A 12701-nucleotide genomic window follows, 5' to 3' on the forward strand; every position below is an offset into this window, starting at 1 on the left:
TCCCGACCCTCCGTTAAGGATTTATTCACTTTCCCGCGTACAGCCTGCTTGCAAGCAGAAATATCGGGGAGGGGGGCGATGATCGGCGGACCCGTCGGCCTGGCCGACGCGCAGTCGGCACGGCAGAACTGCGTCGAATGCCATGGCGTCACGATCCCTCTCGACACGCCCCTCGCCCGACGGGTGATCACCCCCGCGATCCTCACCGCGATACTGTCCGGCCGCTACGAGGCGAACGAGGCGCGCTTCCTGCCCGAGATCGTCGAGCCGGGCGACCGCGTGCTCGAGATCGGCGCCGGCATCGGCGTGATCTCGACCCTGCTCGCGCGCCTGCCCGAGGTCGCGCATATCGTCGCCGTCGAGGCCAATCCCCGCCTCATCCCCATGATCCGCGAGGTCCATGCCCTCAACGGCGTCAGCGGGGTGACGCTCATCAACACCATCCTCGGCAAGGGCGCCGCGCGCGCGCCCTTCTACCTGCGCCGCGACTTCTGGATGTCGTCGATGTCCCCCGGGCCCGAGCCCTACGAGGAATGCATCGAGGTCGGCACCAGCGATCTCGACGCCCTGCTCAGGCGCGAGCGCATCAGCCTGATCATCTGCGATGTCGAGGGGGCCGAGACCGTGCTGTTCTCGGGCACCGATCTTTCCGGCGTCGACCGGGTCTACCTGGAACTCCACGACCACCTGACCGGCATCGCCGGGATCGCACGCGTGTTCGGCGACATGGCGGCGCAGGGCCTCGCCTACGACCCGCGCGGCTCGTCGGGTCAGATCGTGCTCTTCCGCCGTGCCCGCGAGAACGAGGTGCTGCGTCCCTATCGCGGCTGAACGCCGCCCGGCGCGGGCCGCGCGCCGCACGCGTCAGCCGGAAAAGGCGTCGTCCTCGCGCGCATCGACCCGCAGCGCGAAGGCCTCGATTGCCCGGCGCTCCTCGTCGTCCCCGGTCAGCGCCGCAAGGTGGCCCAGCAACGCCTCGAGCCGCGCGCGCAGTCGGAAGTCGCCCTGCCCCGCGACGGCCACCGGCAGCACCGCGCCGGTCAGGAACTCGCGGGCACGCTTGGGCGGCAGGACAAGCCGCGCGACGCGCTCGCCGTCACCCAGCACGTCGGGCGGCGGGCCGTCGGCGGCGAGGATCGCGATCCCCTCGAACAGCAGGTTTAGGCAGGAAATCGCGCTCGCCGGATCGTTGATCCCGGGCGAGAGCGCCCTGAGCGCCGCCTCCGACAGCGCCGCCGCCTCGTAATCGGCGCCCCATGCCGGCGTGCGCCGGTCGGTCAGGGCGACCAGGGCCGCGATGTTGCGCGCGCCGACCGCGCCGTCCGGGTGCAGGCCGAGCACGCGCGCCACCGGCATGCCCGGCAGAAGGTGGTCGTTCTCGCGCACCGAAAGCGCGATCACCAGGTCGTTGGCCGCCGCCAGCCGCACGAGTCCCGCATGGTCGATCCGCGCGACATAGCCCGCCTCGCCCGCGCGCACGATTTCGGCCCCCGCCAGTTCCTCGTCGATCACCGCCCGCGCGCCCGGCGACAGGCGGACCGGGACGCAACCCGCAGGCCCCGCGATCAGCTGCCGCGCCGCCCGCGCGAAGGCGCGGCCAAGGCGCGAGACCATGTCCTCGCTGCGCATCACCCGCGTCATCGAATGCACGAAGATCACCACCGCGCCCAGCGTGGCGGTCGCAAGCCCCAGCGCCAGCGGCACCGCGACGCCAAAGCGCCAGGGCTCGGCATCGCTCGACAGCGCCAGCGAGATCGCGGCGAACAGGAAAGTGGCCAGCGCGAGCCCGATCAGCACCTGCGTCACGCGCCCGCGCAACACGTAGTCGAGGATGCGCGGGCTCAGCTGCTGCGCCGTGATCGACAGCGCCACGAAGGTCAGCGAGAAGACGATGCCGGCCACAGACATCACGCCCCCCGCCACCGCCGAAAGCGCCGCTCGCCCGCCGTCGGGATCGACCCAGGACGCGGCGCCCAGCATCGTCCCGAGCGGCCCGACCACCAGCGCAAGGACCAGCCCCGCCAGCGCCAGCGCCAGCGGCACGGTCCAGATCCCCTCGAAGGCGCGCGCGATCCGAACCGGCAGCCGGACGGCGAGGCCGTGCCACCCCTCGGGGCCGCCGCCGCTCACCGGGCCCGCGCGGCGTAGTCGCCGGCCATCATCTCGTGCAGCCGCGAGGCGGTGCGCGCAAACTCGAACGCGCCCTTGCCCTCGGTGTAGAGGCTCTCGGGCGGCCCGTCGGCCGAAATGAACAGGCGCGTGCGCGCCTCGTAGAGCGTGTCGATCAGCGTCACGAAGCGCTTCGCCTCATTGTTCTGCTTCCATGCAAGGCGCGGTACATCGTCAACGAAAAGCGTGGCGAAACGTTCCGCGATGGTCAGGTAGTCGGTGGGACCCAGCGGCGCCTCGCACAGCGCCTCGAAGCTGGCCCGCCCGGCCTCCTCGGTCGCCTGCTCGATCCGCACCCGGCGGCCGTGGATCGACAGCGTCACCGGCGCCACCCGCTCGCCGCGCGTGATCCCGGTCCAGGCCGCATCCATCCCGGCGCGCGCATCCGGCCCCAGCGGCGAGAAATAGCGCCGCTCGCCGGCGGCGCGCCCTACCCGATAATCGGTCGGCCCCTCCAGCTCGACCAGGTCGACCCGCTCCTTGAGCATGTCGATGAAGGGCACGAAGAGCTGGCGGTTGAGGCCGTCCTTGTAGAGGTCGTCCGGCGGCCGGTTCGAGGTGGCGACCACCACCACGCCGCGCGCGAACAGCGCCTCGAACAGCCGGCCCAGGATCATCGCGTCGGTGATGTCGCTCACCTGCATCTCGTCGAAGCACAGCAGCACCGCGCCCTCGGCGATCTCCTCGGCGACATAGTGGATCGGGTCGCGCACGTTCGATTCGCGCGCGATGTGGATGCCGACATGCACCTCGGCCATGAAGGCGTGGAAGTGCACGCGCCTCTTCTGGCGCACCGGGGCGGCGGCGAAGAACAGGTCCATGAGCATCGACTTGCCGCGCCCGACGCCGCCATACATGTAGAGCCCGGTCAGCGGCTTGTCGGCCTTCGCCGCCTTGCGGCCGAAGCCGAGCCAGCCCATCGCGACCTTCTTGCCCCGGCTGGGGTCGTAGTCGCCCAGGCGCATGTACAGAAGCTGCAGCTTCTCGATCGCGGCGCGCTGCGCGGGATCCGCCTTGATCGCCCCCTCGGCAACGAGGGCGCGATAGCGCTGCATGGGTCCTTCGGTCATCGGCGGATGCGTCTCGGCCTCGGTTGTCGCGGGCGAAGGCGTCATGGCCCGCCGACCCGCCAGGTGTGGCCCTGTCTAACCTTCGCGGCCGCGGGACGACAAGCGGCGCTTTCGCGCGGGCATTCCCGGAGCGTCCCCCGCGCGTCCCCGGCGCGTCCCCGGCGCGTCCCAAGCGCGCCTCAAGCGCGCCCCCGGGGCAACCCGGGCGCACCCTGCCAGCGCCGCTTCGCTTCAGTCACATTGATGCGAAAGTGCAAAATTTATTGTTTGTCGCGCGACAGCCCCCGACGCATCCTGCGCGCCTCGTTCCTCAGGAGGACCCCGGATGCGCCAGCTCGCCCCCGGCACCGTGATCATCATTGCCGGCTCGCTGATCGTGTCGCTCAGCTTCGGCGTGCGCTCGATCTTCGGCGTGGTCATGGACCCGATCTCGGCGACCTATGACTGGCCGCGCGAGGTGTTCTCGATGTCGCTCGCGATCCAGAACATCTTCTGGGGCCTCGGTCAGCCGCTGTTCGGCTGGATCGCCGACCGCTTCGGCGACCGCCGCGCGCTGTGGCTGGGCTTCGTGGTCTACCTGGTCGGTATGCTGATGTCGGCCATGGGCCAGACGCCCCTCGCCCAGCACATGGGCGCGGGCATGTTCGTCGGCTTCGGCATCGCGGGCACCGCCTTCGGCCTCGTCCTCTCGGTGGTGGGCCGCGCCACGCCCGAGGCGCGCCGCAGCCAGGCGTTGGCGCTGACTGCGGCCTTCGGCTCGCTGGGCCAGATGATCATGCCGGCGGTGGCGGGGCTGATGGTCGAGTCGCTCGGCTGGCAGACGACGCTGCTTGCCTTCACCGCCGTGCTGCTGCCGATGGCGGCCTGCATCCCCTTCATGCGCGCGGGCACGCCGGCGGGCGACACGCCGGATCCGGGCGCGGCCAGCACGCGCGCGCTCCTGCGCACCGCCTTCGGCCACCGGTCCTACCTCCTGCTCACGGTGGGCTTCTTCGTCTGCGGCTTCCACGTGGCCTTCATCAGCGCCCATTTCCCGGCCTTCGTCGCCGAGATGTGCGCAACCCCCGACGGCCCGGCGACCGAGCTTGGCGCGCTCACCCTCTCGATCGTGGGCGTCGCCAATTTCATCGCCACCCTGGCGGTGGGACGGCTCGGCGCGATCTATCCCAAGCCCTACATCCTCAGCGCCATCTACGCGCTCAGGGCGGTGGTGATCCTCGTCTTCATCTCGATGCCGGTCACGCCAGCCTCGGTGATCGTGTTCTCGGCGGTGTTCGGGCTGTTGTGGCTGACGACCGTGCCGCTGACCTCGGGCCTCGTGGCGACAATGTTCGGCACCCGCAACATGGGCACGCTCTGGGGGTTCGTGTTCCTCAGCCACCAAGCCGGCAGCTTCGCGGGGATCTATCTGGGCGGGCGGGTCTACGACCTCACGGGCAGCTACGACCTGTTCTGGTACGTGGCGATCGTGCTCGGCGTCGTGTCGGCCATCGTCCATCTGCCCGTCGAGGACCGCGCCTGGAGGCCCGCCACCGCGACCGCCTGACCAGCGTCGCACGCGCGCGCACAGCCCCCTGCTTCCGAGGCTGGAAAAAATCGCTCCGCTGAGGCATTATTCCTGTGACGGAGGGGGTATGCGGACCGTCGTTCACACAGGAACGCAATGCGGGCGTGACATTTTGCCGGGCACGGGGCGGCCGGATGGTCGCCGCGTGCCGGGGGCCTGAGGGCGGCGCCATGTTCAGCGTCACGCATCGGACACCGGATCGCCTCGTGATCAGCTTCCGGCCGCTGCTGCTTCTCGGTATCCTTGCCTCGGTCTCGATCATGCCGCTGATCGTCGCGCTGTCCGGCGCGCTCGGGCCCGCCGGCTCGGTGCTGTTCTACCTGATCGCGCTCGGGCCGGTTCTGCTGCCCGTGCGCTTCCTGCCGTTCCGGCGCTATGTCTTCGACCGGCAGACCGGCAAGCTCACCCGCGTGGAATGGCGGTTCCTCGACCGCCAGGTGCATTCGATGCCGCTGTCGGATGTCGAGGCGGCGGTGATCCAGGAGCGGCGCTCGGCCAAGAACCGGCAGATGCAGCGCCTCGCCCTTCAACTCTACGACCAGACGGTCGCGCTCGATCCGGTCTGGTCCTCGCTCAAGGTCGAGCGCGTCGCCGCCGAGATCAACGACTGGCTCTGCAGGAGCGGCGCGGCCGCGCGCACGGCCCAGCCACCGATGCCGCCCCCCGCCAGCGCCTGAGACCCCGCCGAGGCCAAACGGCGGCGCAGGGTCAGCGCACCACCATCACGCTCACGGGCACATGCAGCGCGACATGCGCGGCGTTCGAGCCGATGAGGAAGTCGCTGGCCCGCGGGTTGTGCGAAGCCATCACCACTAGGTCGGCGCCCGTATCGGCCACCTCGGTGATGATGCGGCCCGAGATCGAGCCCCCCATCCGCAGGATCGTCCCGCCCTCGATGCCTGCCGCATGGCGCGCGCGCAGCGCTTCCATCGCCTCGCGCTGGTCCCGCGGCACCTCGCCAAGGTCCTCGCGCCAGACCGGCACGACGGCAAGAATGCTGAGCCGCGCCCCTTCGCTGCGCGCTATCGCGGCCGCGCGCGCCAAGGCCTTCTCGGAGGCCTCCGGGGCGTCGGGATCGACGGGAACCAGGATGTGGCGGAACCGCTCGGCTTCCATGCACTTCTCCGCAACTGCTACATGGGCCCGCGCGGGGTGGGCCCTGACGGATGAAACTGGGCGCGAGCGACCCGCAGGTCAACCTTCGCCAAGGCGCCCCCGCCGCTGACGCGCTTGACTCCGCGGCCCGCCTCGGCCATATCCGCGGCATCCCGGAAGTGTGAGTGCTTCCGGTCCCGGGCGGGGCCCGGGATCGCCGCCGGTCAGCGCATCGCGCCCACCGGCGCGTTTCTCGTTTGGTCGCCCACCGGCGTCCTGATGGTTTTCCGGCGTCCCCGCGGCGCCACAGCGGAGCAGACAAGGAGCATCGGATGTTCGAGGCCCTGTCGGATCGCCTGAGCGGCGCCCTCGAGAAGCTCACCGGCAAGGGTGCGCTGACCGAGGCCGATATCTCGACCGCTCTGCGCGAAGTGCGCGTGGCGCTGCTCGAGGCGGACGTCTCGCTCCCGGTCGCCCGCGGCTTCATCAAGCGCGTCGAGGAGGCCGCCCAGGGCCGCCACGTCGTGAAGTCGGTCACGCCGGGCCAGCAGGTCGTCAAGATCGTCCATGACGAGCTGGTCAAGGTGCTCGCGGGCGAGGACGAAGAGCCGGGCCGCCTGCGGATCGACAACCCGCCTGCGACGATCATGATGGTCGGCCTCCAAGGCTCGGGCAAGACTACCACCACCGCCAAGCTCGCCAAGCGCCTGAAGGAGCGCGAGGGCAAACGCGTGCTGATGGCCTCGCTCGACACCCGCAGGCCCGCGGCGATGGAGCAGCTTGCCGTCCTCGGCACGCAGATCGGTGTCGACACCCTGCCGATCCAGCCCGGCCAGACGGCTGTCCAGATCGCCAAGCGGGCCAAGACGCAGGCAAATCTCGGCGGCTATGATGTCGTGATGCTCGACACCGCCGGCCGCCTTTCGATCGACGACGAGCTGATGGCCGAGGTCGAGGCGGTGCGCGACGAGACCAGGCCGCGCGAGACCCTGCTGGTCGTCGACGGCCTCACCGGCCAGGACGCGGTCTCGACCGCCGAGAACTTCGACGGCCGCATCGGCATCACGGGCTGCGTGCTGACGCGCATGGACGGCGACGGCCGCGGCGGCGCGGCGCTGTCGATGCGCGCGGTCACCGGCAAGCCGATCAAGTTTGTCGGCCTCGGCGAGAAGATGGATGCGCTCGAGGAGTTCCACCCCGAGCGTGTCGCCGGCCGCATCCTCGGCATGGGCGACATCGTCAGCCTCGTCGAGAAGGCGCAGGAGCAGATCGAGGCGGCCGAGGCCGAGCGCATGATGAAGCGGTTCCAGAAGGGCCGCTTCGACATGAACGACATGAAGGCCCAGTTCGACCAGATGCTCAAGCTCGGCGGCATGCAGGGCATCATGGGCATGCTGCCGGGCATGGGGAAGCTGTCGAAGCAGCTCGACGAGTCTGGCTTCGACGACCGCATCATCCGCCGCCAGATCGCGATCATCCAGTCGATGACCAAGGCCGAGCGCAAGAACCCCGACCTGATGCAGGCCAGCCGCAAGAAGCGCGTGGCCGCCGGCGCCGGGCTCGAGGTGCAGGACGTCAACAAGCTCATCAAGATGCACCGCCAGATGGCGGACATGATGAAGAAGATGGGCAAGATGGGAAAGAAGGGCCTGATGCGCGGCGCCCTCTCGCAGATGTTCGGCAAGGGCGGCATGCCCCCCGGCGTCGCGGCGCCCGGCGCAGGCCCGGCGCTGCCCCCGGGCGGCTTCCCCGGCCTCGGCGCGGGCAAGGGGCCGGCGCTGCCACCAGGCCTCGGCGGCCTATCTGGGCTCTCGAAAAAGAAATGATGTCCGCGGCCCCCATGATCGAGACCGCACGCCTGCAGCTCCGCGCGCCCCGCGCCGCGGACTGGGAGGCCTGGGCGCCCTTCGCCCGGTCCGAGCGCGCGCGCTTCGTCGGCGGGCCGTACGATCTGGGCGAGGCCTGGCGCGGCTTTGCCCATGTGGTGGGCCACTGGGTGCTGCGCGGCTTCGGCATGTTCGTCTTTGCCCCCAAGGGCTCGGATGCCGCGATGGGCATGGCGGGCCCCTGGTTCCCCGCCGACTGGCCCGAGCCCGAGATCGCCTGGAGCCTGTGGCGCCCGGAGGACGAGGGCAAGGGCTACGCCTTCGAGGCCGCGCAGGCCGCGCGCGCCCATGCCTTCGGTCCACTGGGCTGGCGCACCGCGGTCAGCTATGTCGACCCCGCCAACACCCGCTCGATGCGCCTGGCCGAGCGGCTGGGCGCCCGCCGCGACCCCGCAGCCGAGACGCCCGGGGACGCGACCTGCCTGGTCTATCGCCACGCGGCGAACGGGGGCACGGCATGACCGCGATCCCCGTCATCACCACGGAACGCCTGCGCCTGCGCGCCCCGCGCGTCGAGGACTTCGAGCCCTATGCCGCGTTCTATGCCTCGGACCGCTCGGTCTACCAGTCGGGACCGCTCGACCGCATCCGCGCCTGGCGCGACTTCGCCTCCTGCGCCGGACTGTGGGCGATCCGCGGCTACGGCGCCTGGGCGATCGAGGACCGCGAGACCGGCGACTACCTGGGCGAGGTCGGGCTCTACCACCCGATCAACTACGCCGAGCCCGAGCTGGGCTGGATGGTCGTGCCCCGGGCCGAGGGCCGCGGCGTCGCCTTCGAGGCCTCGCTCGCCGCGCGCAACTGGGCCTGGCAGGCGCGCGGCCTCGGCCCGCTGATCAGCTATATCGACCACGGCAACGACCGCTCGATCCGGCTGGCCGAGCGGCTGGGCGCGGTGCTCGACCGGACCGCGCCGCTGCCGCAGGGCGAGGATCCGTGCCTCGCCTTCCGCCACCCGGATTTCGCGGCCGTGAGGCGGCAGGCATGAGCGATCAAACCCAAGGGAGCGCCGGGATGAACGACGCCGAAGACAGCGCCCGCGCGCAGGAGATCCTGTCGGACCTCCGTCACTCGATCGACAATCTCGACGCGATCCTCGTCCACACGCTGGCCGAGCGGTTCAAGTGCACGCAGGAGGTGGGGCGCCTCAAGGTGACCTTCGGCCTGCCGCCCGCCGACCCCGCGCGCGAGACGCGCCAGATCGCGCGGCTCGAGAAGCTGGCCGAGGACGCCGGGCTCGACCCCGTCTTCGCCAAGAAGTTCCTGCGGTTCATCGTCGACGAGGTGATCCGCCACCACCAGCAGATGCAGGACTGACCGGCCCCGCGGGGCCACCAACGCCATAGACAGGAGAACCACCATGGCAATGAAGATCAGGCTCGCCCGGGGCGGCTCGAAGAAGCGCCCCTTCTACCGCATCGTCGCGGCCGACAGCCGCATGCCGCGCGACGGCCGCTTCGTCGAGAAGCTCGGCACCTACAACCCGCTCCTGCCGAAGGACTCGGAAGAGCGCGTGAAGATGGATGTCGAGCGCGTCCAGCACTGGCTCGACCACGGCGCCCAGCCGACCGACCGCATCGCCCGCATGCTCGAGGCCGCGGGCCTGCGCACCAAGTCCGAGCGCTCGAACCCCCAGAAGGGCGAGCCCGGCAAGGCCGCGCAGGAGCGCGCGAAGAAGCGTGCCGACCGCGAGGCCGCCGCTGCCGAGGCCGCGAAGGCGCCCGCTGCCGAGGAAGCCGCGTCCGAGGAAGCCGCTGCCGAGTGAGGCAGCCTGAAGCGCGGGGGCTGCCATGGGCGGTCTGATCCTGACGATCGTGATCGGCGCCGCGGCCGGCTGGCTGGCGGGGCGGATCATGGGCTCGCGGCTCGACATTCCGTGGCAGATCGCGCTCGGCATCCTGGGCGGTGTGGTCGGCAACTGGATCGCAGGGACCATCGGGCTCTGGGCGGGCGGCGGCCTTCTCGCCGCACTGGTCTGGAGCACGGTGGGCGCCTGCGTGCTGATCGCGCTCTCGCGCGCGATCCGCTGACGGCATGTCCCGCCGTCCCGCCGACAACGAGGACCTGATCTGCGTCGGCGCCGTCGCCGGCGCCTTCGGCGTGCGCGGCGAGGCGCGGCTCAAGTCCTTCTGCGCCGAGCCCGGCGCCATCGCCGACTACGCGCCCCTCTGGACCGAGGACGGGCGCGAGGTGGCGGTGCGCATCACCCGCCCGCTCAAGGGCGCCTTCGCCGCGCGCCTCTCGATCGCCGCGACGCGCGAGGAGGCCGAGGCGCTCAAGGGCACGCGGCTCTACGCCCGGCGCGAGCGGCTGCCCAGCCTGCCGGACGACGAGTTCTACCATGTCGACCTGATCGGCCTGCCGGTGATCGACGCCGGCGGCGCCGAGTTGGGCCGCGTGCGGGCGATCCACGATTTCGGGGCGGGAGACATCCTCGAGGTGACCCGCCCCGGCGCGCGGCCCGTGCTTCTGCCCTTCACCCGGGCGGTCGTGCCCACCGTGGACCTTGCAGCCGGACGCATCATCGCGGACCCTCCCGAAGGAGCCCTCGACGCAGAGACGGGGCCGGGACCGGAGGACGCCGAATGACCAGTGAGGCCGCGCGCGCAGCCCTGAGCCAGACCATCCGGCGCATCCTGCTCGCCCATTGGGACCCGCTCGGCCTCGCCGACACGCCCGGCGCGGCGGACGCCTATACCCATCAGACGCGCGAGGTGCTGGCACTTTTGTCCGATCCCGACATCACGGCGGGACGGGTGGCGCATTACCTCGACTGGGTCGAGCGCAATACGATGCACCTCCAGCCGCGCGAGGGGGCAGCAAGGGCCGCGGCCGAAAAGCTCGTCGCCCTGCCCCACCCCGATGCGGACGTGGCCGAGGATTGAGCGATGCGCCCCCGAATGGTGCCCGAGCTTGCTGTCCGGGACATCGCCGCTAGCCTCGCATTCTACACAGGCCTCGGCTTTCGCGTGACCTATGAGCGAGCAGATGAGGGTTTCGCCTCGATCGAGCGCGACGGCGCGGTGTTCATGCTGGAAGCCATTTCCGCCAAGAGCTGGATCACTGCCTCGCTCGAACCGCCGCTTGGTCGGGGTATCAATTTCGAGATTGGCGTCGATGACCTCGGAGCAATCGAGACCCGGCTGGTGGCCGCGGGCGTCGCGCTCTTCCGCCCAACCGAAGAGGCCTGGTACCGAGCCGGCCCGGTCTGGCTCGGACAGCGCCAGTTCCTTGTGCAGGATCCGGATGGGTATCTGCTCAGATTCTGCGAATCGCTCGGCGAGACATCCAGCCGCCCGGAACGCGGCAGGGTAGTGGGATGACCGACGCGCCCAAACCCCGCTCTCAGGGCATGTTCCAGCCGCGCGTGGCCGCGCGGCCCCGGCCGCTCATGGAGGATCTGCACCGCCCCGGCGCCTTCACCGCCCGGGTGCTGACCCTCTTTCCGGGCATGTTCCCGGGCCCGCTGGGCGACAGCCTCACCGGAAAGGCCCTTAGCGACGGTCTGTGGCGGCTCGAGGCTCTGGACATTCGCGAATTTGCGCGCAATAAGCACCGCACCGTCGACGACACCCCCGCCGGGGGCGGGCCGGGCATGGTGCTCAAGCCCGACGTGGTGGGAGAGGCGATCGACGCGGCGATGGCGGATGCGACCGGCGACCGGGCGCGTTGGCCGTTGTTGTATTTGTCGCCCCGTGGCCGGGTGTTCGATCAGGCCATGGCGCGGCGGCTGGCCGGGGCGCAGGGCGTCACCCTTCTCTGCGGCCGCTTCGAAGGCGTGGACCAGCGGGTGCTGGACGCGCGCGGGGTCGAGGAGGTCTCGATCGGCGACTATGTCCTCACCGGGGGCGAGTTGGCCGCGATGGTGATCCTCGACGCGGTTCTGCGGCTTCGCCCCGGGGTTCTGGGCAACGAGGCCAGCACGGCCGAGGAAAGTTTCTCGCGGGGGCTCCTCGAGCATCCGCAGTATACGAGGCCCCAGGTCTGGGAGGGGCGCGAGATACCGGAGGTTCTCCTCTCCGGCCATCACGCCCGGATCGCCGAATGGCGGCACGCCCAGGCAGAAAGGCTGACGAAGGAAAGACGTCCCGACCTCTGGCGGGCCTGGGTGAACGCCACCCAGCCGGACCCGGCAGGAGAAGCAGAGCTCTCGGACGCTGAAACCTCCGCCGCAAAAGGCGGGCCAAAGAAGGACGACGAGACATGAACCTGCTTCAGCAGCTCGAAGCCGAGCACATCGCCGCTCTCGGCAAATCCATCCCCGACTTCGCCCCCGGCGACACCGTTCGCGTGGGCTTCAAGGTTGTCGAAGGCTCGCGCTCGCGCGTGCAGGCCTACGAGGGCGTCTGCATCAGCCGCCGCGGCGGCAACAACCTCAACGCGTCGTTCACCGTGCGCAAGATCTCGTTCGGCGAGGGCGTCGAGCGCGTCTTCCCGCTCCACTCGCCCAACATCGACTCGATCACCGTCGTGCGCCGCGGCAAGGTCCGCCGCGCCAAGCTCTATTACCTGCGCTCGCGCCGCGGCAAGTCGGCCCGCATCGTCGAGAAGACGAACTACAAGGCGCGCGACGAGGCGGCAGCCGCCAAGTAATCGCCGCGCAAAAGCGGGCGAAGCTTCGAAGGGCGGCCATCGGCCGCCCTTTTGCGTTTGGACAGAACCCGCTCACGCCGCCGCCATCGCCAAGCGGCGGCGCGCCGGTCACTCGTCGAGCTTGCGCGCCTCGTCGATCAGCATGATCGGGATGCCCGAACGGATCGGGTAGGCGAGGCCCGCCGCCTTCGAGACAAGCTCGCCCCGCGCGCGGTCGAGAACCAGCTTCCCGCCGGTGGCGGGACAGACCAGCGACTCGAGCAGCCGCGGCGCCACGGCATCGGCGCCCGGCGTCGGGCCCATGTTGCGCTGCGGCCGGTC

At 70.6% G+C, this 12701-nt stretch carries 18 protein-coding genes; 14 read left to right on the top strand and 4 right to left on the bottom strand.

Features of this window, described 5'->3' with window-relative positions; translation table 11 throughout:
- The first annotated feature begins 78 nt into the window (after positions 1-78).
- Positions 79-831 (top strand): FkbM family methyltransferase, encoded by a 753-nt coding sequence (locus tag H0I76_RS16070; protein WP_200612052.1) that lies wholly within the window; start codon positions 79-81, stop codon positions 829-831.
- 33 nt (positions 832-864) lie between these two features.
- Here H0I76_RS16070 and H0I76_RS16075 read toward each other — a convergent pair whose 3' ends face one another.
- Both H0I76_RS16075 and zapE read right to left on the bottom strand, forming a co-directional pair.
- The gene (locus H0I76_RS16075; protein ID WP_200612055.1) at positions 865-2130 is read right to left on the bottom strand and encodes a DUF2254 family protein; all 1266 of its coding nucleotides are present in this window, start codon (positions 2128-2130) and stop codon (positions 865-867) included.
- Positions 2127-3239, bottom strand: coding sequence for a cell division protein ZapE (zapE, locus tag H0I76_RS16080; RefSeq protein ID WP_234455381.1), 1113 nt, complete (start codon positions 3237-3239; stop codon positions 2127-2129). The genes H0I76_RS16075 and zapE overlap by 4 nt, the downstream gene beginning before the upstream one ends.
- Positions 3240-3564: 325 nt before the next feature.
- On the opposite strand from zapE, the gene H0I76_RS16085 reads away from it, so the two are divergent.
- Positions 3565-4785 (top strand): MFS transporter, encoded by a 1221-nt coding sequence (locus H0I76_RS16085; protein ID WP_200612058.1) that lies wholly within the window; start codon positions 3565-3567, stop codon positions 4783-4785.
- A 191-nt stretch (positions 4786-4976) separates the two neighbouring features.
- Positions 4977-5483 carry a hypothetical protein gene (locus H0I76_RS16090; protein ID WP_200612061.1) on the top strand — a complete coding sequence of 169 codons (507 nt, stop codon included), beginning with the start codon at positions 4977-4979 and terminating at the stop codon, positions 5481-5483.
- Between the two features lie 31 nt (positions 5484-5514).
- Here the strand turns inward: H0I76_RS16090 and H0I76_RS16095 are convergent, their stop codons facing one another.
- A complete protein-coding gene (locus H0I76_RS16095; protein WP_200612063.1) occupies positions 5515-5922 on the bottom strand; it encodes a universal stress protein in 408 nt (135 codons plus the stop codon).
- A gap of 311 nt (positions 5923-6233) precedes the next feature.
- Here H0I76_RS16095 and ffh point away from each other — a divergent pair, with 311 nt between their 5' ends.
- The 11 genes from ffh to rplS are packed head-to-tail and all read left to right on the top strand — an operon-like array spanning position 6234 to position 12380.
- Positions 6234-7727, top strand: a complete 1494-nt coding sequence (gene ffh, locus H0I76_RS16100) for a signal recognition particle protein (RefSeq protein ID WP_200612066.1) — start codon at positions 6234-6236, stop codon at positions 7725-7727.
- Positions 7727-8248: a GNAT family N-acetyltransferase gene (locus H0I76_RS16105; protein ID WP_325166472.1), complete on the top strand. Its 522-nt coding sequence runs from the start codon at positions 7727-7729 to the stop codon at positions 8246-8248. Before ffh ends, H0I76_RS16105 begins: the two co-directional genes overlap by 1 nt.
- The gene (locus H0I76_RS16110; protein ID WP_200612073.1) at positions 8245-8775 is read left to right on the top strand and encodes a GNAT family N-acetyltransferase; all 531 of its coding nucleotides are present in this window, start codon (positions 8245-8247) and stop codon (positions 8773-8775) included. Before H0I76_RS16105 ends, H0I76_RS16110 begins: the two co-directional genes overlap by 4 nt.
- 26 nt (positions 8776-8801) lie before the next feature.
- On the top strand, positions 8802-9104 hold the full coding sequence (locus tag H0I76_RS16115) for a chorismate mutase (protein ID WP_200612076.1): 303 nt from the start codon (positions 8802-8804) through the stop codon (positions 9102-9104).
- A gap of 43 nt (positions 9105-9147) precedes the next feature.
- Positions 9148-9552, top strand: a complete 405-nt coding sequence (gene rpsP / locus H0I76_RS16120; protein ID WP_200612086.1) for a 30S ribosomal protein S16 — start codon at positions 9148-9150, stop codon at positions 9550-9552.
- Positions 9553-9577: 25 nt separating this feature from the next.
- Positions 9578-9817, top strand: coding sequence for a GlsB/YeaQ/YmgE family stress response membrane protein (locus H0I76_RS16125; protein WP_200612088.1), 240 nt, complete (start codon positions 9578-9580; stop codon positions 9815-9817).
- Between the two features lie 4 nt (positions 9818-9821).
- A complete protein-coding gene (gene rimM, locus H0I76_RS16130) occupies positions 9822-10376 on the top strand; it encodes a ribosome maturation factor RimM (protein ID WP_200612090.1) in 555 nt (184 codons plus the stop codon).
- On the top strand, positions 10373-10672 hold the full coding sequence (locus H0I76_RS16135) for a hypothetical protein (protein ID WP_200612092.1): 300 nt from the start codon (positions 10373-10375) through the stop codon (positions 10670-10672). The genes rimM and H0I76_RS16135 overlap by 4 nt, the downstream gene beginning before the upstream one ends.
- A gap of 15 nt (positions 10673-10687) precedes the next feature.
- Positions 10688-11110 carry a bleomycin resistance protein gene (locus tag H0I76_RS16140; protein ID WP_234455382.1) on the top strand — a complete coding sequence of 141 codons (423 nt, stop codon included), beginning with the start codon at positions 10688-10690 and terminating at the stop codon, positions 11108-11110.
- Positions 11107-11994, top strand: coding sequence for a tRNA (guanosine(37)-N1)-methyltransferase TrmD (gene trmD / locus H0I76_RS16145; RefSeq protein WP_200612098.1), 888 nt, complete (start codon positions 11107-11109; stop codon positions 11992-11994). Before H0I76_RS16140 ends, trmD begins: the two co-directional genes overlap by 4 nt.
- A complete protein-coding gene (gene rplS, locus H0I76_RS16150) occupies positions 11991-12380 on the top strand; it encodes a 50S ribosomal protein L19 (RefSeq protein ID WP_200612101.1) in 390 nt (129 codons plus the stop codon). Before trmD ends, rplS begins: the two co-directional genes overlap by 4 nt.
- 108 nt (positions 12381-12488) lie before the next feature.
- On the opposite strand, the gene H0I76_RS16155 is transcribed toward rplS, so the two are convergent.
- On the bottom strand, positions 12489-12683 hold the full coding sequence (locus H0I76_RS16155; protein WP_200612498.1) for a Trm112 family protein: 195 nt from the start codon (positions 12681-12683) through the stop codon (positions 12489-12491).
- Between the last annotated feature and the right edge of the window lie 18 nt (positions 12684-12701).

Source organism: Thermohalobaculum xanthum (assembly GCF_016623495.1).
GTDB lineage: Bacteria > Pseudomonadota > Alphaproteobacteria > Rhodobacterales > Rhodobacteraceae > Thermohalobaculum > Thermohalobaculum xanthum.

Excerpts from the sequence above, each read along its gene's own strand:
- H0I76_RS16070 (WP_200612052.1), top strand. The coding sequence starts at position 79 with ATGATCGGCGGACCCGTCGGCCTGGCCGACGCGCAGTCGGCACGGCAG.
- zapE (WP_234455381.1), bottom strand. The coding sequence starts at position 3,239 with ATGACCGAAGGACCCATGCAGCGCTATCGCGCCCTCGTTGCCGAGGGG.
- H0I76_RS16085 (WP_200612058.1), top strand. The coding sequence starts at position 3,565 with ATGCGCCAGCTCGCCCCCGGCACCGTGATCATCATTGCCGGCTCGCTG.
- H0I76_RS16090 (WP_200612061.1), top strand. The coding sequence starts at position 4,977 with ATGTTCAGCGTCACGCATCGGACACCGGATCGCCTCGTGATCAGCTTC.
- H0I76_RS16095 (WP_200612063.1), bottom strand. The coding sequence starts at position 5,922 with ATGGAAGCCGAGCGGTTCCGCCACATCCTGGTTCCCGTCGATCCCGAC.
- ffh (WP_200612066.1), top strand. The coding sequence starts at position 6,234 with ATGTTCGAGGCCCTGTCGGATCGCCTGAGCGGCGCCCTCGAGAAGCTC.
- H0I76_RS16105 (WP_325166472.1), top strand. The coding sequence starts at position 7,727 with ATGTCCGCGGCCCCCATGATCGAGACCGCACGCCTGCAGCTCCGCGCG.
- H0I76_RS16110 (WP_200612073.1), top strand. The coding sequence starts at position 8,245 with ATGACCGCGATCCCCGTCATCACCACGGAACGCCTGCGCCTGCGCGCC.
- H0I76_RS16115 (WP_200612076.1), top strand. The coding sequence starts at position 8,802 with ATGAACGACGCCGAAGACAGCGCCCGCGCGCAGGAGATCCTGTCGGAC.
- rpsP (WP_200612086.1), top strand. The coding sequence starts at position 9,148 with ATGGCAATGAAGATCAGGCTCGCCCGGGGCGGCTCGAAGAAGCGCCCC.
- H0I76_RS16125 (WP_200612088.1), top strand. The coding sequence starts at position 9,578 with ATGGGCGGTCTGATCCTGACGATCGTGATCGGCGCCGCGGCCGGCTGG.
- rimM (WP_200612090.1), top strand. The coding sequence starts at position 9,822 with ATGTCCCGCCGTCCCGCCGACAACGAGGACCTGATCTGCGTCGGCGCC.
- H0I76_RS16135 (WP_200612092.1), top strand. The coding sequence starts at position 10,373 with ATGACCAGTGAGGCCGCGCGCGCAGCCCTGAGCCAGACCATCCGGCGC.
- H0I76_RS16140 (WP_234455382.1), top strand. The coding sequence starts at position 10,688 with ATGGTGCCCGAGCTTGCTGTCCGGGACATCGCCGCTAGCCTCGCATTC.
- trmD (WP_200612098.1), top strand. The coding sequence starts at position 11,107 with ATGACCGACGCGCCCAAACCCCGCTCTCAGGGCATGTTCCAGCCGCGC.
- rplS (WP_200612101.1), top strand. The coding sequence starts at position 11,991 with ATGAACCTGCTTCAGCAGCTCGAAGCCGAGCACATCGCCGCTCTCGGC.
- H0I76_RS16155 (WP_200612498.1), bottom strand. The coding sequence starts at position 12,683 with ATGGGCCCGACGCCGGGCGCCGATGCCGTGGCGCCGCGGCTGCTCGAG.